The sequence below is a fragment of the Actinomadura sp. 1N219 genome (assembly GCF_044326405.1).
In the GTDB taxonomy this organism is placed as follows: domain Bacteria; phylum Actinomycetota; class Actinomycetes; order Streptosporangiales; family Streptosporangiaceae; genus Spirillospora.
The window spans coordinates 905,613-926,533 of record NZ_JBIRAY010000001.1 but is presented as its reverse complement, the minus strand read 5'-3'; the positions used below and the strand labels follow the sequence as shown (position 1 = coordinate 926,533).

The window sequence follows — 20,921 nt, the reverse complement described above, 5'->3', positions numbered from 1 at the left end:
TCAAGTAGGAGAACATAAGTTCAGGTATGTGAACTACCGAGGGTGCCCGGGTGCCGGGGCGGCGCTGCCAGGGTGGCTGCTGCGAGGGGATCGAGCGGCATGCAGGGGTCGGCGTGGTGCCGTGCGGGGTATGGGCGGGGGTGTGGTGCAGGGTGGAGTTGACTCGATGGATGCGGGTGAACGGTCGCGGCGTGCCGAAGTTGGGCGGCGTGCGGCCGAAGGGCTTGTCGCGCGTCGGGTGAGTGGAGTTGTTATCACGTGGGTCGATACCGGGGGTATCACCAGAATCAAGGCGGTGCCGCGGAGTCGGCTTGAGCACGCCGCCGCCTGGGGGGTCGGCATGTCGCCGTCATTTGACGCCTGTATGGTCGATGACTCGATCTTGAAGGGCCGCTTTTGTGGTGGTCCGGTAGGTGACCTGCGCCTGCATCCCGATCTGGACAAGCTGGTGGTGCTGGCCGCGCTTCCGGGGTGGGCCTGGGCGCCCGCGGATCGGTTCGACCTGGAAGGCGGGCGGCATCCGCAGGACGCCCGTGGACTGGCGCGTCGTGCCGTTGCCCGCCTCGCCGCCGATGGTTACAGCGTACGCGCGGCGTTTGAGATTGAATGGTCGGTTTCTGTCGGTCCAGGTGACGATTTCGTACCCGCGTCCACCGGTCCCGCCTATGGGATGACGCGCCTTATGGAGCGGTCGGACTATCTGCGGGATGTGCTGGATGCGGTGACCGCGACAGGTATCTCGGTGGATCAGATTCATCCCGAATATGCGGCAGGGCAATACGAGATATCGGTCGCGGCCGCGGATCCGGTCAGCGCCGCCGACACCGCGGTCCTGGTGCGCGAGACGATCCGTGCGGTCAGCCACCGTCATGGGCTGCGCGCGAGTTTTTCGCCGATGTTCGTCACAGAGGGCATCGGCAACGGCGCGCATGTGCACATCAGCCTCTGGCGGGACGGTCACAACATGATGGCCGGAGGCGACGGACCGTACGGCCTCACGCGGTCCGGCGAAGGTTTCGCCGCCGGAATCCTGTCCCGGCTGCCCGCGCTTTTGGCGATCGGCGCGCCGTCGGTGGCCAGCTATTTGAGGCTGGTCCCGTTCCATTGGGCGGGCGCCTTCGCTTGCTGGGGGTGGGAGAACCGCGAGGCGGCGCTCAGGTTCGTGACCGGGGCGGCCGGGGGACGGGCGCAGACGGCCAACTTCGAGATCAAGAGTTTCGACGGTGCGGCCAACCCGTATCTCGCGATGGCGGGCGTGCTCGCCGCGGGCCACGCCGGACTCGTCGAGAATGCCGCGCTCCCGAAGCCCGTCGACGTGAATCCGGCGAAGCTGAATGGCGAGGACTGCGTTGCCGCGCTTCCGTCCTCATTGGAGGAGGCCGTTCAAGCGCTGGAGAGCGATGATGTGCTGAGCGCGGCGCTGGGTGAGGCGATGATCGATACGATTTGTGTCGTGCGTCGAGGCGAGGTTGCTTTGTTCGACGGATGCAGTGCAGAGGAGATCGTCTCGCGGGTCCGGTGGAAGTACTGAGACGGTTATGCCGCTCCGGCTACCTGTGCGAGACGCATGATGTGGTCGTGAACTTCGACCGCCTGGTCGTATATGCGTCTCCGCAGCGGATCCGGCTCAATCGGCTCCCAGTCCGGCGGCAACTCGGGGTCGGGAGGCAGGACACCGCGGCTGCCTTCGAGTACCCGATGCCATTTCTGCTGGGAGTCGCGCTCGTCCGGTGACCACTGCCTGATTCTGCCGTCGATCCAGTTCGTCATGTGGGCGTCAAAGCTCAAGCCCAGCCAGTGGCACAGGTCGAAGAGGACGCGCCTGGGCTGCAGCCGGAAGCGGTCACCCTCCACAATCCGGCCGGGGTGCCCCAGTTCCTCCACAACCCTTGTCCACATCCGGTTCAGTGCGGTGAAGCCGAACTCGTCCTCGGTGAAGTCGGGCTTGAGCCGACTGAGTGAAAGCCATACTCGGGCTGGGTGGCGAACCACGAAAATGTTGGTCCAGGTAGCGAGGCGGTCGCTGGGCACGTACGGCTCGGCTTGGAAGCAGAGGTCCTTGATGAGCGGGATGGGAGCGGTAATCGCCTGCAGTTGTGTATGGACGTCGGGCATTCCGTACGACCGCTTGTGCGGCTGATCGCCGTACCGGTCGCTCCGGCGTTGATCGCTGAAGTAGTAGCAGTCGGTGAATGGCTCGTGGACGGGTTCGACGTCCGGATGCTGTGACAGGCTCTTTTCCAGGGCGGTGGACACCGAGCGAGGCACGGCCCACAGCGCGACCGCGGGCGCGGCCATCTCGTCCGAACTCAATTGGACGGGCACCCTGCTTCGGATCGGGTCTGCGTCACCTCCCGGCGATCGTTGCCGCAAGGTGCGGGAATTGTCACTCACAATGCGCGTCCCCTCTGGACGGTCGAGCGGGCCGCACGGATCGGTACCGCCGGGCTCATCAGGTCTTCATGGGTCTCGGCCCGCCAGGCGAGCTCGGCGGTCCGCCCGGACACCGTCACCGTCGCCGGACGGAGCCGGTTGAAGCTGGTGGCGCGGGAGAACCCGTAGGCGCCGGCGTCCTGGACGGCGACGTAGTCCCCGACCTCGAGCGTTTCCGGCAGGTCGATGTCGACGCCGAAGACGTCGCCCTCGTAGCAGAGCGGCCCACCGACGAGGCACGGCCGCAGGCGGCCGGAGTCCGAGACGAGCGCGGTGAAGGAATGCGCCTCGGCGACGCCGGCGGTCGGCAGCAGGTTGAGCCCGCCGTCCAGCAGGATCCAGCGGTGGTCGCCGAGGTCCTTTTCGCCGACCATCCGGGTCAGCAGGACTCCTGCCGCGGAGACCAGCGCGCGGCCCGGCTCGGCGAACACGGCGAGGTCGCCGAGGTGGTGACGGCGCAGCGTCTCGGTGAGTCCCTGGGCGAACAGGTCGAGGTCGAAGCGCGGCCGTTGGGCGGACGGGTCGGCCTGCCCGCCCGCCCGTACCTCGCTGAGCGACGCGACCGCGCCGGGTATCCGGTGGATGCCGTCGACGCCGAACCCGCCGCCGATGTTGAGAACGGTCAGCTCCGTGCGGGTCCGCAACCGCGCGGCCCAGGCGCACAGGGCATCGAGCGCCGCCAGCAAGTTCCCGGTCCGGACGATCTGGGACCCGAGATGGCAGTGCACGCCGGTCAGCCGAAGCGCGGGCTCGGCCATGATCTTCTCGGCGACCTCGTCCGCGGCGCCGTCCGCGATCGGCCAGCCGAACTTCGACGGCAGTGCGCGTTCGACCGGCCCGCCAGGTTCGGCGAAGACATTGTGCGGTGGGTACGCCCGCAGGCCGACCGGGAGCGGCTCCCTCCCCCGCCGGGCGGCGAGCCGGGCCAGTACGGGTATCTCCTCGACGCCGTCGATGTTGACGAAGACTCCGTGCCGTACCGCTTCGGCCAATTCTTCTTCGGTCTTGACCGGGCCGTTGAAGACGATCCGCTCGCCGGGCAGCCCGCAATCCAGGGCCGTGCGGAGTTCATAGCCCGACACGACGTCCACGCCGAGGCCCTCGGCCGCCAGCGTGGTGATGACGGCGGGCAGGTAGTTGGTCTTCAGCGAGTAGAGCAGCTGCACTGCGGCCGGTTTCAGACTGGTTGCAAGTGCGGCGGCATTATCGCGCAGGCGGTCGAGGGACACGACGTACAGCGGGGTGCCGAACTGGTCCCCGAGCGTCCTGAGGTCGATGTCGGAGAAGCCGGGAACGACTCCTTCGGCCACTGTCATCGAGCACCTTTCCCGGTCGCCGTGGCCAGGCGTTCGAACTCTGGGCCGTACTTGCGATTCGCCCACCGGTTGAACGCGACGATCCACAGGTCGCGGTGGCCGCCGGACTCGTCGCGCGGGACGATGTCGGTGGCGTAATGCCACATGGCGGCGTCGTCGTAGACCAGCGCCTGGTTCACCTGGAGCGTGACGGCGAAGAACGGTTCACCGCCACCGGTCGGCATGAGCTGGTTCTCCCCGCCGCCGATGTTCTCGCGCGCGAAGACGGCGAGCATGCCGTACTCGTGGCCGTCGCGGTGCGGGCCCTCGGGCACCGAGACGCCGTGTACTTCGGCATTGGTGACGACCCTGCACTGGTGGACGTTGATCTGCCAGGCGTCGTGTTCGTCCAGCGCGAGCGCCTTGGCGCCCGCGTCGATCTGCGGGGTGGGGTCGATTCGCAGCGGTTCGAAATTCCGCTGCACTCCACCGACGTAGGAATTGACCTCCGGGGACTGCAGGAATGGACGGTGCTTCAGCACTTCCAGTCCCCACCCGTCCGCGGCTTCGTCCCATGTCATCTTGTACTGGGAGAAGCGGCGATAGCGCTGTTTTCCTCCGGCGTAGGGATCCATAGGGAGACGGCCGAACTCACTGAGAACCCTTGGGTCCGGCCGAGGAATGTCGATGACCTTGTAGTTGTCTCCGGTGTGGATGAAAGAGCCCACGCTCGTGCTCCTTACCTCGTCCGACGGCAGGGGCTTTGGTCAGTCAACAAGGAACGAGATCTGATTGAAGGCCGCCTCCGCGAGCCGCAGCGCCTCGCCCGCGCTGGAAGCCTCCGTACGCACTTGCCCATACAACTCGTGATTGCTTACGAGGGCGGCCACGCTGTCGCCTTCCCCGACCATGAGGACTACCTCCACGACGCCTGGAGCGCTGCGTGCCGCGTCGAGCCCGTCGACTCGCCGAATCGTCCCGGCCACCGGAAAGGTGATCTTTCGGGTGGCGGCGCCCCGCCGCTCGGAAATGGTGAGATCGGGCTTCTGGCCCACATGCATTGCCAATGCCTGCCGACGAGTCGCCAGTCCCAGCGCCGCGTCCACGAGCTCGGGAATGTCCTCGCCTGCCAGGCGCGCATTGATCTCGATGAGGCGCGGCCCGTTTCCGGTCATGCGGACCTCGGTGTGCGCGGCGCCGAAATGGTGTCCGATGGCGCGCAGCCCCGCCACCGCCGTGCCGGCCAATTCCGCGGTGACGCGATCGGGCAGCAGGCTGGGGAAGACTTGGCCGATCTCGGCGAAATACGGATGCGCGCTCACTGACTTGTCGACGACACCCAGCACGGTGATGTGCCCGTCGACCGTGAACGTCTCGACGCTGACCTCATAGCCGGGGCAGTATTCCTCGACCAACGCGCCCGACGGCCGGGCCTGACCGCGCCGGTCCTGCCGCTGGGCGGCGATTCTCTCGAACAGCCGCGCGACCTCACCCGGGTCACGGCCTAGCGCCACATCGGTGCTGGCCGACTCCGTCATCGGTTTGACCACGCAGGGAAAGCCGACCTTCTCAGCGAACGCCACCGCCTGCTCGGCGCTGATGACCTGCATGAAATCCGGAGCTGGCACCCCCGCGTCGCGGCAAGCCTCGCGAGTGAGCAACTTGTTGCGGGCCAGGGCGGCGGCGTGCGGGCTCAAGCCCGGCAAGCCGAGTTCCCCCGCAGCCTCGGCGACCAGTGGAAGATTGTAGTCGCACTGCGTATATATTCCCCGGACGTCCCGAAACTCGGAGATGCTCCGCACCGTTTCGACGACCGCCGACCTTGAATTGGTATCGGCCGTCATGGCCAGAACATCATCTCTATCGAAAACGTCAGCGTACCGGGGAAGTTTCTCATAGCGCTGAAGATCATTCGTTAGGAAGACGGTGGCGAGGCCGAGTTCCGCCGCCACGACAGGCCACAGAATTCCCTCGGGCGTCAGTTGCGCCTCGACCACTACTAGCGTTGGCGTGTCGCGACGTTCCAATCGTCCCGCCCTCCCGACGGCAGAGGCGATCACATGATGATGGTGACACTGAGCAACATGAGAACACACTATGAAAGATCTGGCAAGGATTCCAGTCAAGGAGGAGCCTTGCGCGACAATCACCTCAATACGCACCCGAGCATGTCCAAATAGGGAAAGTTTGCGATCCGCTCACACTAGGCGTCCTCGCGATCGTCGTGATGCAGCAGACGAAGAGGCAGATCATCAGCAAGAAGATCGCAGAACGGATGGACTGTATTGGGAATTCTTTGCTGACCTCACCGAGGCCGTCCACGCCCGCAGTACCGCACTTTTCGGTCCCACGACCAGAGCCGGCAGAAGGGCCCCAGCCGGTGACTTGATCGCCCGTGGCCGTGGTCAGGGGGCGGGGCGGGTGATGCGGATCATGGCGCGGTACAGGGCGCGGGGTTCGGGGGCGTCCGGCAGGGGTGGGAGGGGGGCGCCGGGGGTGGCGTAGGAGCGGAGCATGTGGCCGGTCAGGCGTTGCCAGGCGTCGGGGGCGGCGTCGGCGGTGGCGGCGATGACGCCGGCGTTGGCCATGAGGAGGATGGGCAGGTCGCGGTCGGTGAAGTCGTCGCGCAGGTGTCCGGTGCCCTTGGCGCGGGCGATGAGTTCGAGGAAGTCGTTGTAGGCCTGGGCGCGGCGGGCTTCCAGGGTTTTGGCGGTGGGGAAGGTCATCGTGAGGACGTCGGCGAAGCCGCGGTCGGCGGCCTGCATGGCGCAGACGGCGTGGATGTAGCGGGTGAAGCCGTGCCAGGGGTCGGGGTCGGCGAGGGCGTCGGCGACGGCGGTGGCGTAGGCGTCCATGCGGTCGGCGAAGACGGCGGTGATGAGGTCTTCGCGGGTGGCGAAGCGGCGCGACAGCGTGGCCTTGCCGACGCCGGCCTCGCGGGCGACCGCCGCCATGGAGACGCCGAGCCCTTCGCGGGCGTAGAGGTGTCGGGCGGCGGCCAGGATCCGGTCGCGGTTGCGTTCGGCGTCGGCCCGCAGCCCCGGCCCGGGGCGTTGATCTGACCCCGGCGCGGGCTCGTCGGCTTGGGGGTTGTTCGCGGACGTCATGCCCCCAGCCTACTCAAGTGGAACAACCTTCCCACTTATGTGGTTAGGGTGGGTGAAGCAGAAACGGGAAGGCCGTTCCAGTTCATGTTGGGAGATCGTATGCGTGCTGTGGCAGTCGAGAGTGTTCCGGCGACCCCGCAGGTCGGGGACGTGGAGGCGCCGCGTCCTGAGGCCGGTGAGGTGCTGGTGGAGGTGGCGTCGGCATCGGTGAACGGGTTCGACCTGTCGGTGGCCGCCGGGTATGTGCGGGAGATGATGGAGCACCGGTTCCCGCTGGTGCTGGGCAAGGACTTCGCCGGGACGGTCGCCGGGCTCGGCGAGGGCGTGGACGGGTTCGCGGTGGGCGACCGGGTGTTCGGGGTGGTGATGAAGCCCGTCCTGCAGGTCGGTTCGCTGGCGAAGTACGCGACCGTGCCCGCCGCCTACGGAATTGTCCACGTCCCCGAGGGCCTGTCGTTCCAGGACGCCGGCGCGCTCGGCCTGGCCGGGACCGCCGCTCTGGACAGTCTCGACGCCGCCAAGGTGGGCCAGGGCGACACCGTGCTGGTGTCCGGCGCGACGGGTGGGGTCGGTGCGCTGGCGGTGCAGTTGGCCGCTGCCCGCGGCGCCCACGTCATCGCCACTGCTCGTCCGGGCACGGAGGCCGACTTCGTGACGGGGCTCACCGGCGGCGGGGTTCAGGTGGTCGACTACACCGGCGACCTGGAGGGGCAGGTCCGCGCCATCGCTCCCGAGGGCGTGGACGTGGTGCTGCACCTGGCGGGCGACGGCGTCCAGCTCGCGGGCCTGCTGGGCGAGGGCGGCCGGATCGCCTCCACGCTCGGGCTGTCCCCGGACGCGGTGGACGGCGTCACCGTCCACCCGATCATGGCCGACCCCAACGGCCGGACCCTGACCGCGCTGGCCGAGCAGGCCGCCGCCGGGACGCTGCGGGTCCCGGTCACCGCGACCTACCCGCTGGAGCGGGCCGACGAGGCGTTCGCCGCGTTCGGCGCCGGAACCCTCGGCAAGATCGCCGTCACCTGCTCCTGACCCGATCCAATCCGATCCGGACCTCTCTCCAAACACGGTTCGTCGTCCCCGAGAGCACCCGCCATCAGCAACTGAAATCCCACGAGGAAGCCTTCATGACCATCGCGATCATCGGCGCGACGGGCCGGCTCGGCGGTCACACCGTCGACGCCCTCCTCCAGCACCGCGTCCCTGCGGACGACATCCTCGCCCTTGGACGCAGCACCGAACGTCTCACCGCGCTCGCCGGCCGCGGGCTGCGCACCGCCGCCATCGACCTGGACGACATCGCCGGCACCGCCGCCGCCCTCACCGGCGCCGACAAGCTCCTCCTGATCTCCTTCGGCGACATCGGCGCCCGCGTGGCCCAGCACGACAACGCCATCGAGGCCGCCCGCCGGGCCGGCGTGAACCACCTGGTGTACACCTCGGGTCTGCAGGCTCCGACGACCGTCCTTGAGCTCGCCGCCGACCACAAGGCCACCGAGGAACTCATCACCGCCTCCGGCATCCCCGCCACCTTCCTGCGCAACGGCTGGTACACCGAGAACCACCTGCAGGACTTCGCCGCCGCCCGCGACCGCGGCGTCATCGCCAACGGCATCGGGCCCGGCCGCATCGCCACCGCCCCACGCGCCGAGTTCGCAGAAGCCGCCGCCGTCGTGCTCAGCACCCCCGGCCACCAGGGCAAGGCCTACGAACTATCCGGCGACACCGCCTGGAACTTCGACGAGTTCGCCGCCACCGTCCAAGAGCTGCTCGGCCGCCCCGTCCGCTACGAGGCGCTCACCCCCGAGGCCGAACGGGAGCAACTCCTCGCCTCCGGCCTCGACGAGGGCACCGCGGGCTTCCTGGTCACCCTCAACGCCGACATGCGCGACGGCGCCATGGCCCCCACACCCGGCGACCTTGCCCGGCTTATCGGCCGTCCGACCGAGACGCTCGCCGAAACTATGAAGGCGTGGGTCTGACTTCTCCGACGACGTGTCGTCCCGCCCGACCAGGCCGGCCGTTAGAGCTGGGGGTGCGGGTAGGTGGGTGAGCGGTGCTGGAAGGACAGGATCTCGGGGTTCTGGACGACGCCGTCGCGGATCTCCACGGCGCGCTCGATGATCGTGTCGGTCTCCAGGGCGGAGGGGTCGGCGAGGACCGCGTGCATATGGGGCAGCAGCGCCTCGCTGATCTCCCAGGTCGCGGAGTCCCACAGGTAGGACGGGCTGTGGTCCACGCCGTAGTGGCGGACGTTGTCGCCGACCGTGTACATGGGGTCGTCGAACGAGGTCGGACGGGCCCATTCGAAACCCATCCCCGCGTCGCAGGACACGTCGACGACGAGGGTGCCCGAGGGGAAGAGCGGCAGGTCGGCGGCGGTGGCGAACATCAGCGGGGCGCCGGGGTCCTGGAGGACGCAGTTGACGATGATGTCGTGCTGGGCGAGGAAGGCGGCGGCCGGCACCATGCCGTCGTCGGTGAGGACGCGGGTGAGGGCCGGGTCGTCCGGATCGCGGTCGAAATGGACGATCTGGGCCGAGTGGATCGGTGAGGCGACCGCGCTCACGCCCCGCTGCGTCAGGACGTCCACATCGTGGACGCCGTGCGCGTTCAGGGCGGTGACCGCGCCGCGGCCGGTCGCGCCGAAGCTGATGACGGCGGCGCGCCGCCGCCGTCCGTAGGCCCCGGTGCCGCCGGTCAGGGCGAGGGCGTGCAGCACCGAGGAGTACCCGGCGAGTTCGTTGTTCTTGTGGAAGACGTGCAGGGCGAACCCGCCGTCGGACGTCCAGTGGTTCATCGCCTCGAACGCGATGAGCGTCAGCCGCCCGTCGATGGCGAGCTGGGTGATCTCCGGGTCCTGGACGCAGTGCGGCCATCCCCACAGGGTCTGGCCGGGGCGCATCTGCTTGAGGTCATCGGGTTGTGGTTTGAGGATCAGGACGACGTCGCAGCGGGCGATGAGCTCTTCGCGGGACAGGAGCCCGGCGACCTGCGGCTCCAGGTCCTCGTCCGTGACGCCGAACCGTTCGCCGTATCCGCGTTCGAGATAGACGCGCGAGCGGAGCGCGGGGTCGAGCCGGTCGAGGTGCAGCGGGTGGATCGGTTGCCGGCGCTCGTTCTCCTTGCCCGATCGCGCGGTGATTCCGAGCGTCGTGCCGGTCGGCGTTCCGCCGCCGTTCGGTGCGTCCGCTCCGGCAGGGCTTGGGGTGGGCATGAGTCTCCGATCGTTGACAAGTGGCGTCCGAGAAGGCGTCACCGGACGTACGGTCTTAAACGTTCCGGCGGGTTGCGAAGATCAGAGAAGGAGGGCCGCTCCGGCGGCCGGGGTCGCCGGCGTGCGGGTCGACCGCGAGCGCGGCGCCGTCTTTGCCGGACGCCCGCAGTGTACGCATGGGCGGCGCGGGCATTAGCCGGGGATGCGGAGGGCCAGCAGTGCGACGTCGTCCTCGCCGCTGGGCTCCACCCGCTCCAGGAGCTTGTCGCACAGGTCGGGCAACGGGAGTTGAGCCAGGTGGGAGGCGTGGCGGCGGAGGCTGGTGAGACGGTCGGACAGGTCGGAGTCACGGGTTTCGACGAGGCCGTCGGTGTAGAGCAGGAGGGTCGAGGACGGCGGGAGGACGCGGGTGCCGTCGGGGCGGGTTCCGGTGAGGTCGGGGTCGCCGAGCAGGGTTCCGTGCTCGTCCAGGAAATGGGTGCCGCCGTCGTGGGTGATCAGCAGGGGCGGCGGATGGCCGGCGTTGCACCAGCGCAGGTGCCATCGCCCGGCCGAATCTTCCTCGACGCGGCCGAAAACGGCGGTGGCGAGGTCGGCGTCGCTGACGGCGGCCATGACTCCGTCCAGGCGTGCCAGCACCCGGCTGGGCGGCTCGGCCATGTCCCACGCCAGGGCCCTGAGCATGTTCCGGACCTGGGCCATGCGGGCCGCGGCGGACAGGTCGTGGCCCTCGATGTCGCCGATGACCAGCCCGGTGGCGCCGTCGGGCAGCATGAAGGCGTCGTACCAGTCGCCGCCGACGGAGCTGAGCTGCGTCGCCGGCACGTACCGGGCCTCCAGCCGCAGATCGCCCGGCTGCGGCAGGGGCGCGAGCAGGTTGCGCTGCATCGCCTCGGCCGTGTTGCGCTGCCCGGCGTACAGGCGGGCGTTGGCCAGGACGAGGCCGGTGCGGCGCGCGACGTCCTCCACGACGAGCCTGTCGCCCGGTCCGTAGACCTGGCCGGGACGGGAGTAGCCCAGCGTCAGCGCGCCGTAGGTCTCACCCCGGGCCGCCAGCGGGGCGATGATCGCGTTCTGGGCGTCCATGACCTGGAAGAGCTCGTGCTGGGCGGCGGCCAGCGGTTCGTCGGAGCGGGCGCCGTCGTCGCCGCTGACGACGACCGCGGAGCCCCCGCGCAGGACCTGGGCCAGCGGTCCGCGCGGTATCCGCGGGAGAGGCGGAAGCGGTCCCTCGAGCCCGGCGATGTCGGCTGGCGACAGTTCGTGGTGCGTCGCGGCCACCCGCTCGACGCGGCCGTCGGGAATCAGCAGGTCGACCTCGGCCCAGTCCCCCAGCGCGGGGACCACGAGCCGGACGAGCCGCCGCAGCAGCTCCTCCTCGTTCAGCGTGGACGACAGCACCGTCGTGATCTCGGCGACCAGGGTCAGCCGGGAATTGGCCCGCTGCACCTGCGCCATCCGGTCGCGCCGCTCGCGCTCGACCGCGATCCGGTCGGCGGCGTCCTGGAAGACGATGACCAGCCCGGCCGGTCCGGTCGCGGCCTGCTCGCCGGCGTAGATCGGAGCGGACGACCAGGAGCACATCACCAGCCGCCCGTCGCGATGGGCGAACCGCTGGCCGTCCCCGTGGTCGGGGACGCCGGTGCGCAGTGCGTCCATGAAGCGGCAGTCCCGTTCCGGCGGGACGTGCCCGTCGGCGTCCCGGTGCAGAAGCCGGTGCATCGGCCGTCCGAGCACCTCGTCGCGGGTGTAGCCGAGAAGCTGCTGCGCGCGCGGATTCCAGGCCGTGATCCGGCCGGACTCGTCGGTGGCGAGAACCCCGGAGTTCATCGCCTCCACGAGACGGTCATGAGTCGTGGCCTGTCGATCGTCCACCTGCCCGGTCATCCTCACCCCCCGGATCGGACATCAGATTCATTCCCTTCGGTTCACCCCGAACACTCCCGGCCCAGGTCGTCCGCCCGGAAAGGTGATGTGGCCGGGGGCCCTTCTGGTCGAAGCGGCACCGTCGGATCCCGCCGGGCCGGGCCGGGGCGGGTGGGCGGTGCGGCCGAGGCACGCGTGGACGAATGCCGTCAGACGGTCGGCCCTGGTCGGCTCTGGTCAGCCCTCCGTGCTCGACCGAGAACGCGGCGAGTGCGGGCTTCGGTGCGACTCGGGCTTCGGTGCGGCTCGCCACCGGCCGCGGGCGGCATCGGGACGCGGGTCAGCCGCCGAGCGGCTCAGCGCTGGCGGACGGGGATGTCGCAGGAGGCCAGGATCTCCTGCGGCTCCGTGTCACCGATCTCGGCCGCGCACCTGGCCAGGGCGTCCTCCGCCGACGCCGGCGTCGTCTCGGGCGGGATGACCAGAAGCAGCATCGGGTCGGCGCGGCCGCTGGTGAGCGCGACCATGTGGTCGCGGTGGGCCAGCCAGCCCACTCTGACCTCGCGTCCGAGGACGGTGATGCGGAGCGGGATGTCGTCCCAGTCGTTGAAGTCGATGGTCACGCGGGCCGCCGCGTCCTGCGGAATGTCCAGGGCGGTCAGCAGCTCGGTGAGTTCGGCGGCGGTGTCGCGGGATCGCGGCCACCAGCCCCCGTTCATGACCCCGCGTTCCGCACGGCCGGGCGCCAGACGCAGGCGCGGCGCGGGCGGTGACCTGAGTTCGGACGCCGCGGTCGTGCCGGACGGGGCGGTCGTGGTGCCGGGTGCGCCGGGCGGGGCCGTGGTCGTGCCGGGTGGGAAGGTGAGCGGTGCGGTGTCACGGGCCATGAAGGGCCCCATTCTCGGTCCGTACGGAACCGGTACGTGTGTCGCCGGGAACGACGCCGGCAAGGCGGCCCGCGCTCGAAAGGTCCCTGGCAGGGGCGAGTCTATGTCACCGCAGCCCGCGAGCTTCGGCGGGGATGACGCCGATTCGTTCGCTTCACGGGTGTGGTTTTCGCGGGCGGGCCGCGCGGGAGCCGGATGGGGCCGGACGGGGGCCGAACGGGTCGGAGAGGGCCGGACGGAGCCGACCCGGATTTCAGAGTTTGAAGAGTTTCGCGTATGGGGCGGAAATCCTGACTTTCCCGGACCCGAAATCGACCAGGAGGGCTCCTCCATGCTCGACTTCGACAACCCGTCCAAGGCCGTACTTGTCGTGGGTCACCTGGTCCTGGAGGGCGAACTTTCGGAGGGGTAGAACGGTGGGCGGCGGGAAAGGGCTGGTGGGCAGATGCCGCCGCCTGGCGGAACCGGACGGTCTCATTACTCCAGTATGCGCGGCAACCGAGCATTATGGAGCATCTACCAGCACCTGATACTGAAATCACAAACCGCGCCGGCCGGCCGCCGACCGCTTCCCGTTCCGTTCTCCGAACGTGTGGTAGTCTGCATGCAGTTGCGGTTCCCATAGACATGTTCGTGCGCCTGTCGGATCTGACCTCAGGCGCATTTTTGTTGTTCTGGATCTTCCGGATGGGCCATCGCGGCGATCTCGTCCGCACACGGTGTGCGGTCGTGACCGACCAGAGGAGATGACCATGGCCACCGGCACGGTCAAGTGGTTCAACGCCGAAAAAGGCTTCGGTTTCATCGAGCAGGACGGCGGCGGCGCCGACGTCTTCGCGCACTACAGCAACATCGCGGCCCAGGGCTTCCGTGAGCTCCAGGAGGGCCAGAAGGTGACGTTCGACATCACCCAGGGCCAGAAGGGCCCGCAGGCGGAGAACATCGTCCCCTCCTGATCATCGCGGCCCACGCGGCCACGATCTAGTCCCACCACGCGACCCAGGTTCCCGCGGTCGTCACCCGGTTCGTTCTTGCGAATCCTCCGCGTCACCTGGGCAGGCGTTCCAGCATGGCGGAGCACTTCCTCGACACGCACCGTTTCGAGGAAGGCTCCGCCATGTCACGCAATCCCCACACGTCCGGCCGAAAACGCTCCGCCGGCCCTCGTGCCGGTTCCGACCGCCGCCGCCCTGAGCAACGGCGCCGTCCCGCCGCGGAGTCCGCGCGGCCGGAGGCGTCCGCGCGGCCGGAGACGTCCGCTTCATCGTTGCCCGCGGTCGAGTCGTTCTCCGACCTGCGCATGCCGGCGCCGCTCCTGGCGACCCTGGGCCGCCAGGGCGTGACGACCCCGTTCCCCATCCAGGCCGCGGCCCTCCCGAACGCCCTCGCCGGCCGGGACGTCCTCGGACGTGGCCGCACCGGTTCCGGCAAGACCCTCGCCTTCGGCCTGGCGCTGCTCACCCGCGTCTCCGGCCACCGCGCCGGTCCCCGCGAACCGCTGGCGCTGGTCCTCGTCCCCACCCGCGAACTCGCCCAGCAGGTCACCGCCGCGCTCGCGCCCTACGCCGAAGCGGTGGACCTGCGGCTCACCACCGTCGTCGGCGGCCTGCCGATCTCGCGCCAGGCGAACGCGCTCAAACGCGGCGCGGACGTCCTGATCGCCACCCCCGGACGCCTCGCCGACCTGATCGAACGCGGCGACTGCCGGCTCGGCCAGGTGCGGATCACCGTGCTGGACGAGGCCGACCAGATGACCGACATGGGATTCCTGCCGCAGGTCACCCGGCTGATGGAGCAGACCCCGCGCGACGGGCAGCGGATGCTGTTCTCGGCGACCCTGGACCGCAACGTCGACCAGCTCGTCCGCCGGTTCCTCAGCGACCCGGTCACCCACTCGGTCGACCCGCCCACCGACTCCGTCACCACCATGGAGCACCACCTGCTCCATGTGGCCGACACCGACAAGCACGAGACCATCGTGCACATCGCCGCCCGCGACGACCGGGTGATCATGTTCGTCGGCAAGAAGCACGCCGCGGACCGCCTCGCCCGCAAGCTCACCTCCCGCGGCGTCCGTGCCGCCGCGCTGCACGGCGGGAAAACCCAGTCCCAGCGCAACCGCGCCTTGGACGGCTTCCACGCGAAGGACGTCACCGTCCTGGTCGCCACCAACGTCGCAGCGCGCGGCATCCACATCGACGACCTCGACCTCGTCGTCAACATCGACCCGCCCGCCGACCACAAGGACTACCTCCACCGAGCCGGACGCACCGCCCGCGCCGGACGCACCGGCACCGTGGTCACCCTCGTCCTCCCCGACCAGCGCCGCGAGACCAACGCCCTGATGTCCCAGACCGGCATCACCCCGCGGACCACCAGCGTCCGCCCCGGCGATCCCGATCTGGCCCGCATCACCGGCGCCCGTCCACCGGCCCGCGACGCCGCCCCCGCCAACGTCGCCCGGGACACCGCCCGTCCCCGCAAGGCGCCGCCCGCGTCCCCCCGCAAGGCGCCGCCCGCTTCCGCGGCCGCCCGGCACGAAGACGCGCGCACCACCCCCAAACGCCCTAGGCGCAACGGACGCCGCCGCCGCGCATCCTCCCTCAACACCTGACACGCGGCCCCGCCGCCTGGCACCGCGACCAGCCCGCCCCTCGGTTCATCTTCACCCACTCCGTGGTGCTCTTCCGCTGCCTTCCGGTCGTCACTCGGAGGCCGGCCCTCCTCGCCGGCCGGCCCCCGCGCCAGAGCACCACGGCTGATATTGCCTCCAGCCTTCCGATGGTCAGTCGCTACTGCCGCCGTTCGATCCTCCTCATGGGCCTTCCGGTTGTTCAGGCGACATCAGTTGGCGGGCTTGCCGAACCAGCGGGTCAGGTGGTCTTCCAGGTCCTGCTGGTCGTCGCCGATCCAGGCGACGTGGCCGTCGGGGCGTAGCAGGACGCACGGAACGTCCAGCACCGCCGTGGGATCCGCGAGGTAGTCGACCCGGTCTGACCAGTCGCCGACGGTCAGGCGTTCGGTGCGGTCCAGCAGCAGGCCGCGGCCGCGGTGCAGCAGGCCGTAGAGGCGGCCTTGTTTCAGGTCGATGTCGCGGAGGCGGCGGCCGAGCAGGTCGGGGCCTTCGCCGAAGTCGTAGCGGATGCCGATCGCGGTGATCTTCTCGATCAGATGGCGGTTGACCTCGTCGAAGTCCATCAGTTCGGTGAGCAGCCTGCGCACCGCCTGCGGGCCCGCTTCGGGGGACAGCAGTTCCGTCTGGGCGCGGGTGTTGTCCAGCACATCCTCGGCGACCGGACGACGTTCGGCCAGGTAGGTGTCCAGCAGTGTTTCGGGGGCCCAGCCGCGGATCTGCGCGGCCAGTTTCCAGCCGAGGTTGAACGCGTCCTGAACGCCCAGGTTGAGACCCTGGCCGCCGATGGGCGGGTGGACGTGCGCCGCATCGCCAGCAAGCAGCACCCGCCCGACCCGGTAACGCTCGGCCAGCCGGGTGGCATCGCCGAAACGGGACAGCCAGCGCGGAGAGTGCACGCCGAAATCGGTCCCGGCGATGGCGCGCAATTGTTGTTTGAAATCCTCAAGGGTGGGCGGTTCGGTGCGGTCGCTGACTCCTGCGGCGGGGACGACGACGCTGTAGGCCCTTTCACCGAAGGGCCTCAGCCAGAATGGCCTATGGGCCTCGCTGATTTGGGCCACCTTGGCGGCGATCTCCTCCTGCGGGACGCCCACTTCCATCTCGCCCATCAGCGTCTCGTTCCGCGAGGGCTCGCCGGGGAAGCCGACGCCGAGCAGTTTGCGCACCGTGCTGCGCCCGCCGTCACAGCCGACGAGATAGCGCGAACGCAGCCGTTCCCCGTCGGCCAGTTCGACGGTCACGCCCTCGTCGTCCTGCTCGAACCCGGCCACCGCACAGCCGCGCCGGACCTGCGCACCCACCTCGATCGCATGCTCTTCGAGCAGGCGAACGATGACCGGCTGCGGAATGCCCAGCAGATAGGCGTGCGCGGAATCCAGACCCGCGGGCGCGGGTTTGGCGATGGCGGCGAAGAAGCCGCCGGCCGGACGCCGCCTTCCGTGTTCGAGAATGCGATCCAGCAGTCCGCGCATCGCCATCAGCTCGAGACTGCGAATATGCAGACCGACGATGCGGACGAACGACACGGGCTCGGTTTCCTTCTCCAGAACGAGTACCCGCACATCGTGCAGCCGCAGTTCGGCGGCCAGCATCGCGCCGGTCGGCCCGCACCCGGCAATGACAACGTCGAATTCGAGGGGCATGGGTGTTGCCTTTCGGGAGTGCCTTGTTGGCGGGGCGCTCCCGGCGACACCTACGTCAATCGCCCGACCGTGACCGGAAGGGGAGCACCCACTTCGATACAGCGTTCATGGGTCTCACCTCCTCAGGCGGTGTCACAGTCAACTGCAAACTACAAGCCCGCCTATGACCCCGTCCAACCCTTTCCAGCCACGACCACGGTCGACGAACTGATCCTGGCCACCCCGCCCCAAGCCAGGCCGAGCCGAGCCGAGGCCGAGCCTGGCCGGGCCGGGTTCACCAGCTGATAGCGGCCGCCACCGGTAGGTGGTCGCTGCCGGTGGCGGGCAGCAGCCATGAGCTCGCCGGCTCCACGCCGCGGACGAGGATCTGGTCGATCCGCGCCACTGGGAAGGACGCGGGCCAGGTGAAGCCGAAGCCGTCCCCGGCCGCGTCCTGGGCCGAGCGCATCCGTGTGGTGATGCCGGTGAACGCGCGGTCGTCCGTGGTGCCGTTCAGGTCGCCGAGCAGCACCATCCGCTCGTTCCGCTCGGCGGCGACGGCCTCGGCGAGCGCCTGCGCGCCCCTGTCGCGGTGGCCGGTCGAGAAGCCCGCCCGGGGATTCACCCGTACAGAACCCAGGTGGGCCACGTACACCGCCAGCGGGCCCTGGTCCATGGCCACCGTTGTGCGCAGCGCCCGGGTGTAGGTCAGCTTGACGTGGGCGGGCTTGGTGTCCCCCAGCGGCCCGACGTCGATCTTGGTGTCGACCGGCCGGCTGTCCGACAGCGGCAGCTTGCTCCACAGCCCGACCGTGCCCTGCACCGTGTGGTGCGGGTACGCCTTCTCCAGCTCCTTCTCGTACGTGGGCCGGGCCTGCTCGGTCAGCTCTTGCAGGGCCAGCACGTCCGCTCCGGAGGCGGCCAGCTCACGGGCGGTACCCGCCGGGTCGCGGTTGTCGGCGCCGACGTTGTGGCTGGCCACGGTGAGGTCGCCGCCCGCATGGGACTTGTCGTTGAGCAGCCCGCCGAACAGGCTCAGCCACACCACGACCGGCAGCAGCAGCGCGGCCACCGCGGAGGCGGAGCGGCGCCACAGTGCTCCGGCCAGCAGTACCGGGACGAACAGGCCGAACCACGGTAGGAGGGTCTCCGTCAGGCTGCCGAGGTTCCCGATCCGGTTCGGGATGTGCGCGTGCAGCATCATGACCAGGCCGAGCAGCAGGGCCAGCGCCGCGAGCACCAGGCCGCGCTTCCAGGGCCCCGGCCCCGACCCCAGCCCCGGCCGCGAGCCGATGCGGATCGCCCGGCGGACGCCCGCGCGCCAAGTCTCCGCGCCCGTCTCCGCGTCCGTCTCGCGGCGGTCGGCGTCGTCCTGTCCGGTCTCGACCGTGTCCACCCGCGTCATCGTCTGTTCTGGCTCGCGTCCGGTCACTGCTGCATCTTGCCGCGGGCGATGTAAAGGTGCATGTCGGTGAAGTCGAGGGTGATGTTGTAGGGCTTGTGGAAGCAGTGGAAGAAGGCGCCCGGCACGTCGAACCCGAAGGGGTCGAGCGCGCCGTTCGGGTGCGTCTCGCAGTACACCTCTTTCGCGACGGCTTCGCCGAGGCGGATCTCCGTCGGGTAGCAGGGGTAGGTGACGGCCGGGTGGCTCTGGGCGAACGTCCCGATCGGACGGTCGTAGTCGGTGCGGATCCGCAACCGCTCGGCCGTTTCCCCGCGCAGAACCGCCGCGCTCTCGCCCCTTCCGCCGAGGTTCACGCCCACCACCCGTGATCCGGAGCCGGCAATACTGCCCGTGCTGTGCACATATTGCTCACGGGCCAGCCACAACGGCAGGGGCTTCGCGCCCGCCTGTATGGCGGCGGCACGTGCCTTCCTGGCCATTTCGGCGGTGCGGCGGCGCAGGATCAGCGAGCGGCCCGCATAGTCGAAGGTGGTCAGCAAGTGGTAGAAGACCCACGTGCCGATCATGCCGTCGCTGTCAGTGTCGACGTCTTCGCCCGACTCCGTCGACGACCAGCCCACGGGGACGTTGCGCAATTCGATGCCGCCCAGCTTGAACGAGTCCAGGATCCCGTAATGGGCCCATACGGCGCCGTTCTCGAAATCGATCTTCTGGCTGGAGACGGGGCTCAGCCCGGCTTCCTTGGCGACCGACGCGCGCATGCCCAGGTTCGGGGCGCCGGTGTAGAACGTGAAACGCTTCGGCGGCCCGCCGTTGACCGAGGCCTCTACCAGCGGCATCGGGTCCATCTGCAGGAATGGCATCTGCGCGATGTCGCCGTGGATCTGATACGCCTCGCCGCGGACGGCAGCGAACCATTTGGCGTAGGCTTCCTCGCCGATTGCCTGCCAGTGTGGTGCGGACAGGGGGAATTTGTCCTGCCGAATGTAGCAGTCGGCTAGGTAGTAGTTGGTGTCCCTGTCGGCAGGGTCCAACTGGAGGGCCATTTTTAGGTATTTCTCTGCGACGGGGAACTGGTTGGACAGGAGCCCGACATAGCCGCGACGGCGGGCCGCGTGCAGATTCTTGGGATCTGTTTTCAGGATCTCCTCGTACGCACGCCCGGCCTGCTCGAATTTCCCGGCCTTGAACAACGCGTCCGCGTCACTGCCACGGCCCTGCGCTGTGGCCGCCTTGCCCAGCAGCGGCGTGGTCGCGGCGGCACCGGCCACCACGGCGGCGCCCCGCAACAGCGAACGCCGGTCCCATCCCCCGTCATCAGCCATGGCCTTCTCCCTTTCGCGATCACCTTCCAGAACTTTCTAGCCAGCGGACGGTCACAGCACGGTGCCCAAACCTGTGACCCGGCTGTGACCCAGCTCCGCAACCAGCGACGGGTCAGTCCTTGTGCGTTTCGGTGCTTGGGAGTTCCTGGAACACGGTGATCTGGAGACCCGCGGGAGCGTCCAGGCGGGAGTTGAGGGACCCCCACGGGGTGCGGGTGGGCGGGGCGAGCACTTCGGCGCCCGCTCGGGACAGCTGATCGGTGACGTCCTGGGCGTCGGCGACCTCGAAGGCCACCCGCAGCCGCGGGCTGATCCGCCGTCCCGCCTCGACGCGGTCGATCATGTCGACCTGCTCGGGGCTGGAGATCTCCAGCGTCGCGCGGCCGACGTCGAGGATCGTGACCCGCTCGCCGCCGTCCTGGTGGAGCTGGAGTTCCTGGGCCGCGCCGAGGACGTCGCGGTAGAACCGCACCGCTTCCTCGTAGTCGCCCGCCTCCACGACCAGGCGCATCTGCAGGACGCCGCGGGAGGACGCCGTCACCGGAGCGTGGGGCGGTAGACGAGCTCCAGGGTGTGGCCGTCGAGCGTGCGGCTCTGGAGCAGTTCGAGGTCGAAGTCGGCCGCGCCGCGGAGGATCGGGCTGGTCCCGGTCCGTCCGGAGACGACGGGGAAGATCGTGACCTGGAGGCGGTCGACCAGGCCGGCGGCCATCAGCGACCGGTTCAGCGACAGGCTGGCCTGCGAGCGCAGCGGCACGTCCGACTCCTGCTTGAGCCGGGCGACGATGTCGGCGGCGTCGCCGCTGACGATGGTCGCGTCCGGCCAGCCGAGGGTGTCGTGCAACGTGGAGGACACCACCGTCGCGGGCGTGCGCATCGTCCGGACGTTCCACTCGTCGAGCGTGTTGGGGTCGATGCCCGAGGTCATGATCTCAGCGGTCTCGCGGAAGGTGGTGGCGCCGAAGACCATCCGCTGCTCGGTGTCGAACTGGGCGGCGCGGTGCGCCAGCAGCTCGGGGCCCTGCTTGCCCCAGTACCCGCCCCAGTCGGCGCCCTCGGTGTAGGAGCCGTAGCCGTCGAGGGTGGAGAAGACGTCCCAGGTGTAGACAGCGGTCATGTCGGTTCCCATC

General features: G+C 69.3%; 18 protein-coding genes. 5 read left to right on the top strand and 13 right to left on the bottom strand.

Annotated features, from left to right (window positions below; genetic code table 11):
• Nucleotides 1–130: 130 nt before the first annotated feature.
• Nucleotides 131–1,531, top strand: coding sequence for a glutamine synthetase (locus ACH35V_RS04200; protein WP_395970176.1), 1,401 nt, complete (start codon nt 131–133; stop codon nt 1,529–1,531).
• 5 nt (nt 1,532–1,536) lie between these two features.
• On the opposite strand, the gene ACH35V_RS04195 is transcribed toward ACH35V_RS04200, so the two are convergent.
• The 5 genes from ACH35V_RS04195 to ACH35V_RS04175 all read right to left on the bottom strand — a co-directional run bounded on the left by ACH35V_RS04195 (nt 1,537) and on the right by ACH35V_RS04175 (nt 6,835).
• A complete protein-coding gene (locus ACH35V_RS04195; protein ID WP_395970175.1) occupies nt 1,537–2,313 on the bottom strand; it encodes a hypothetical protein in 777 nt (258 codons plus the stop codon).
• 77 nt (nt 2,314–2,390) lie between these two features.
• Nucleotides 2,391–3,749, bottom strand: coding sequence for a diaminopimelate decarboxylase family protein (locus ACH35V_RS04190; protein ID WP_395970174.1), 1,359 nt, complete (start codon nt 3,747–3,749; stop codon nt 2,391–2,393).
• The gene (locus tag ACH35V_RS04185) at nt 3,746–4,456 is read right to left on the bottom strand and encodes a 2OG-Fe dioxygenase family protein (protein WP_395970173.1); all 711 of its coding nucleotides are present in this window, start codon (nt 4,454–4,456) and stop codon (nt 3,746–3,748) included. The genes ACH35V_RS04190 and ACH35V_RS04185 overlap by 4 nt, the downstream gene beginning before the upstream one ends.
• 39 nt (nt 4,457–4,495) lie before the next feature.
• Nucleotides 4,496–5,788 carry an ATP-grasp domain-containing protein gene (locus ACH35V_RS04180; protein WP_395970172.1) on the bottom strand — a complete coding sequence of 431 codons (1,293 nt, stop codon included), beginning with the start codon at nt 5,786–5,788 and terminating at the stop codon, nt 4,496–4,498.
• Between the two features lie 345 nt (nt 5,789–6,133).
• Entirely contained in the window at nt 6,134–6,835 is a 702-nt protein-coding gene (locus ACH35V_RS04175; protein WP_395970171.1) for a TetR/AcrR family transcriptional regulator, read from the bottom strand.
• Between the two features lie 99 nt (nt 6,836–6,934).
• Between ACH35V_RS04175 and ACH35V_RS04170 the strand changes: the two genes are divergently transcribed.
• Nucleotides 6,935–7,867 (top strand): NADP-dependent oxidoreductase, encoded by a 933-nt coding sequence (locus ACH35V_RS04170; protein ID WP_395970170.1) that lies wholly within the window; start codon nt 6,935–6,937, stop codon nt 7,865–7,867.
• 95 nt (nt 7,868–7,962) lie between these two features.
• Nucleotides 7,963–8,817 carry an NAD(P)H-binding protein gene (locus ACH35V_RS04165; protein WP_395970169.1) on the top strand — a complete coding sequence of 285 codons (855 nt, stop codon included), beginning with the start codon at nt 7,963–7,965 and terminating at the stop codon, nt 8,815–8,817.
• Between the two features lie 41 nt (nt 8,818–8,858).
• Here the strand turns inward: ACH35V_RS04165 and ACH35V_RS04160 are convergent, their stop codons facing one another.
• The 3 genes from ACH35V_RS04160 to ACH35V_RS04150 all read right to left on the bottom strand — a co-directional run bounded on the left by ACH35V_RS04160 (nt 8,859) and on the right by ACH35V_RS04150 (nt 12,805).
• Nucleotides 8,859–10,052, bottom strand: coding sequence for a N(5)-(carboxyethyl)ornithine synthase (locus tag ACH35V_RS04160; protein ID WP_395970168.1), 1,194 nt, complete (start codon nt 10,050–10,052; stop codon nt 8,859–8,861).
• 192 nt (nt 10,053–10,244) lie between these two features.
• The gene (locus ACH35V_RS04155) at nt 10,245–11,939 is read right to left on the bottom strand and encodes a SpoIIE family protein phosphatase (RefSeq protein WP_395970167.1); all 1,695 of its coding nucleotides are present in this window, start codon (nt 11,937–11,939) and stop codon (nt 10,245–10,247) included.
• Nucleotides 11,940–12,274: 335 nt separating this feature from the next.
• Nucleotides 12,275–12,805 carry a DUF5994 family protein gene (locus tag ACH35V_RS04150; RefSeq protein WP_395970166.1) on the bottom strand — a complete coding sequence of 177 codons (531 nt, stop codon included), beginning with the start codon at nt 12,803–12,805 and terminating at the stop codon, nt 12,275–12,277.
• Between the two features lie 752 nt (nt 12,806–13,557).
• On the opposite strand from ACH35V_RS04150, the gene ACH35V_RS04145 reads away from it, so the two are divergent.
• On the top strand, nt 13,558–13,761 hold the full coding sequence (locus ACH35V_RS04145; protein ID WP_131964235.1) for a cold-shock protein: 204 nt from the start codon (nt 13,558–13,560) through the stop codon (nt 13,759–13,761).
• Between the two features lie 161 nt (nt 13,762–13,922).
• The gene (locus ACH35V_RS04140) at nt 13,923–15,419 is read left to right on the top strand and encodes a DEAD/DEAH box helicase (protein WP_395970165.1); all 1,497 of its coding nucleotides are present in this window, start codon (nt 13,923–13,925) and stop codon (nt 15,417–15,419) included.
• Between the two features lie 230 nt (nt 15,420–15,649).
• Here ACH35V_RS04140 and rox read toward each other — a convergent pair whose 3' ends face one another.
• The 5 genes from rox to ACH35V_RS04115 all read right to left on the bottom strand — a co-directional run bounded on the left by rox (nt 15,650) and on the right by ACH35V_RS04115 (nt 20,908).
• Nucleotides 15,650–17,083, bottom strand: a complete 1,434-nt coding sequence (gene rox, locus ACH35V_RS04135) for a rifampin monooxygenase (protein WP_395970164.1) — start codon at nt 17,081–17,083, stop codon at nt 15,650–15,652.
• Nucleotides 17,084–17,357: 274 nt separating this feature from the next.
• Nucleotides 17,358–18,494 carry an endonuclease/exonuclease/phosphatase family protein gene (locus ACH35V_RS04130; RefSeq protein WP_395970163.1) on the bottom strand — a complete coding sequence of 379 codons (1,137 nt, stop codon included), beginning with the start codon at nt 18,492–18,494 and terminating at the stop codon, nt 17,358–17,360.
• Complete coding sequence (locus ACH35V_RS04125) at nt 18,491–19,792, bottom strand: aspartyl protease family protein (protein WP_395970162.1); 1,302 nt, start codon at nt 19,790–19,792, stop codon at nt 18,491–18,493. Before ACH35V_RS04125 ends, ACH35V_RS04130 begins: the two co-directional genes overlap by 4 nt.
• A gap of 112 nt (nt 19,793–19,904) precedes the next feature.
• Nucleotides 19,905–20,333 carry a VOC family protein gene (locus ACH35V_RS04120; RefSeq protein ID WP_395970161.1) on the bottom strand — a complete coding sequence of 143 codons (429 nt, stop codon included), beginning with the start codon at nt 20,331–20,333 and terminating at the stop codon, nt 19,905–19,907.
• The gene (locus ACH35V_RS04115; protein ID WP_395970160.1) at nt 20,330–20,908 is read right to left on the bottom strand and encodes a dihydrofolate reductase family protein; all 579 of its coding nucleotides are present in this window, start codon (nt 20,906–20,908) and stop codon (nt 20,330–20,332) included. The genes ACH35V_RS04120 and ACH35V_RS04115 overlap by 4 nt, the downstream gene beginning before the upstream one ends.
• Nucleotides 20,909–20,921 lie beyond the last annotated feature (13 nt).

Bases quoted from the DNA above. Each gene is read 5' to 3' on its own strand.
- ACH35V_RS04145 (WP_131964235.1), top strand. From the start codon at position 13,558: ATGGCCACCGGCACGGTCAAGTGGTTCAACGCCGAAAAAGGCTTCGGT.
- ACH35V_RS04155 (WP_395970167.1), bottom strand. From the start codon at position 11,939: ATGACCGGGCAGGTGGACGATCGACAGGCCACGACTCATGACCGTCTC.
- rox (WP_395970164.1), bottom strand. From the start codon at position 17,083: ATGCCCCTCGAATTCGACGTTGTCATTGCCGGGTGCGGGCCGACCGGC.
- ACH35V_RS04115 (WP_395970160.1), bottom strand. From the start codon at position 20,908: ATGACCGCTGTCTACACCTGGGACGTCTTCTCCACCCTCGACGGCTAC.
- ACH35V_RS04170 (WP_395970170.1), top strand. From the start codon at position 6,935: ATGCGTGCTGTGGCAGTCGAGAGTGTTCCGGCGACCCCGCAGGTCGGG.
- ACH35V_RS04200 (WP_395970176.1), top strand. From the start codon at position 131: ATGGGCGGGGGTGTGGTGCAGGGTGGAGTTGACTCGATGGATGCGGGT.
- ACH35V_RS04175 (WP_395970171.1), bottom strand. From the start codon at position 6,835: ATGACGTCCGCGAACAACCCCCAAGCCGACGAGCCCGCGCCGGGGTCA.
- ACH35V_RS04140 (WP_395970165.1), top strand. From the start codon at position 13,923: ATGTCACGCAATCCCCACACGTCCGGCCGAAAACGCTCCGCCGGCCCT.
- ACH35V_RS04160 (WP_395970168.1), bottom strand. From the start codon at position 10,052: ATGCCCACCCCAAGCCCTGCCGGAGCGGACGCACCGAACGGCGGCGGA.
- ACH35V_RS04125 (WP_395970162.1), bottom strand. From the start codon at position 19,792: ATGGCTGATGACGGGGGATGGGACCGGCGTTCGCTGTTGCGGGGCGCC.
- ACH35V_RS04150 (WP_395970166.1), bottom strand. From the start codon at position 12,805: ATGGCCCGTGACACCGCACCGCTCACCTTCCCACCCGGCACGACCACG.
- ACH35V_RS04190 (WP_395970174.1), bottom strand. From the start codon at position 3,749: ATGACAGTGGCCGAAGGAGTCGTTCCCGGCTTCTCCGACATCGACCTC.
- ACH35V_RS04165 (WP_395970169.1), top strand. From the start codon at position 7,963: ATGACCATCGCGATCATCGGCGCGACGGGCCGGCTCGGCGGTCACACC.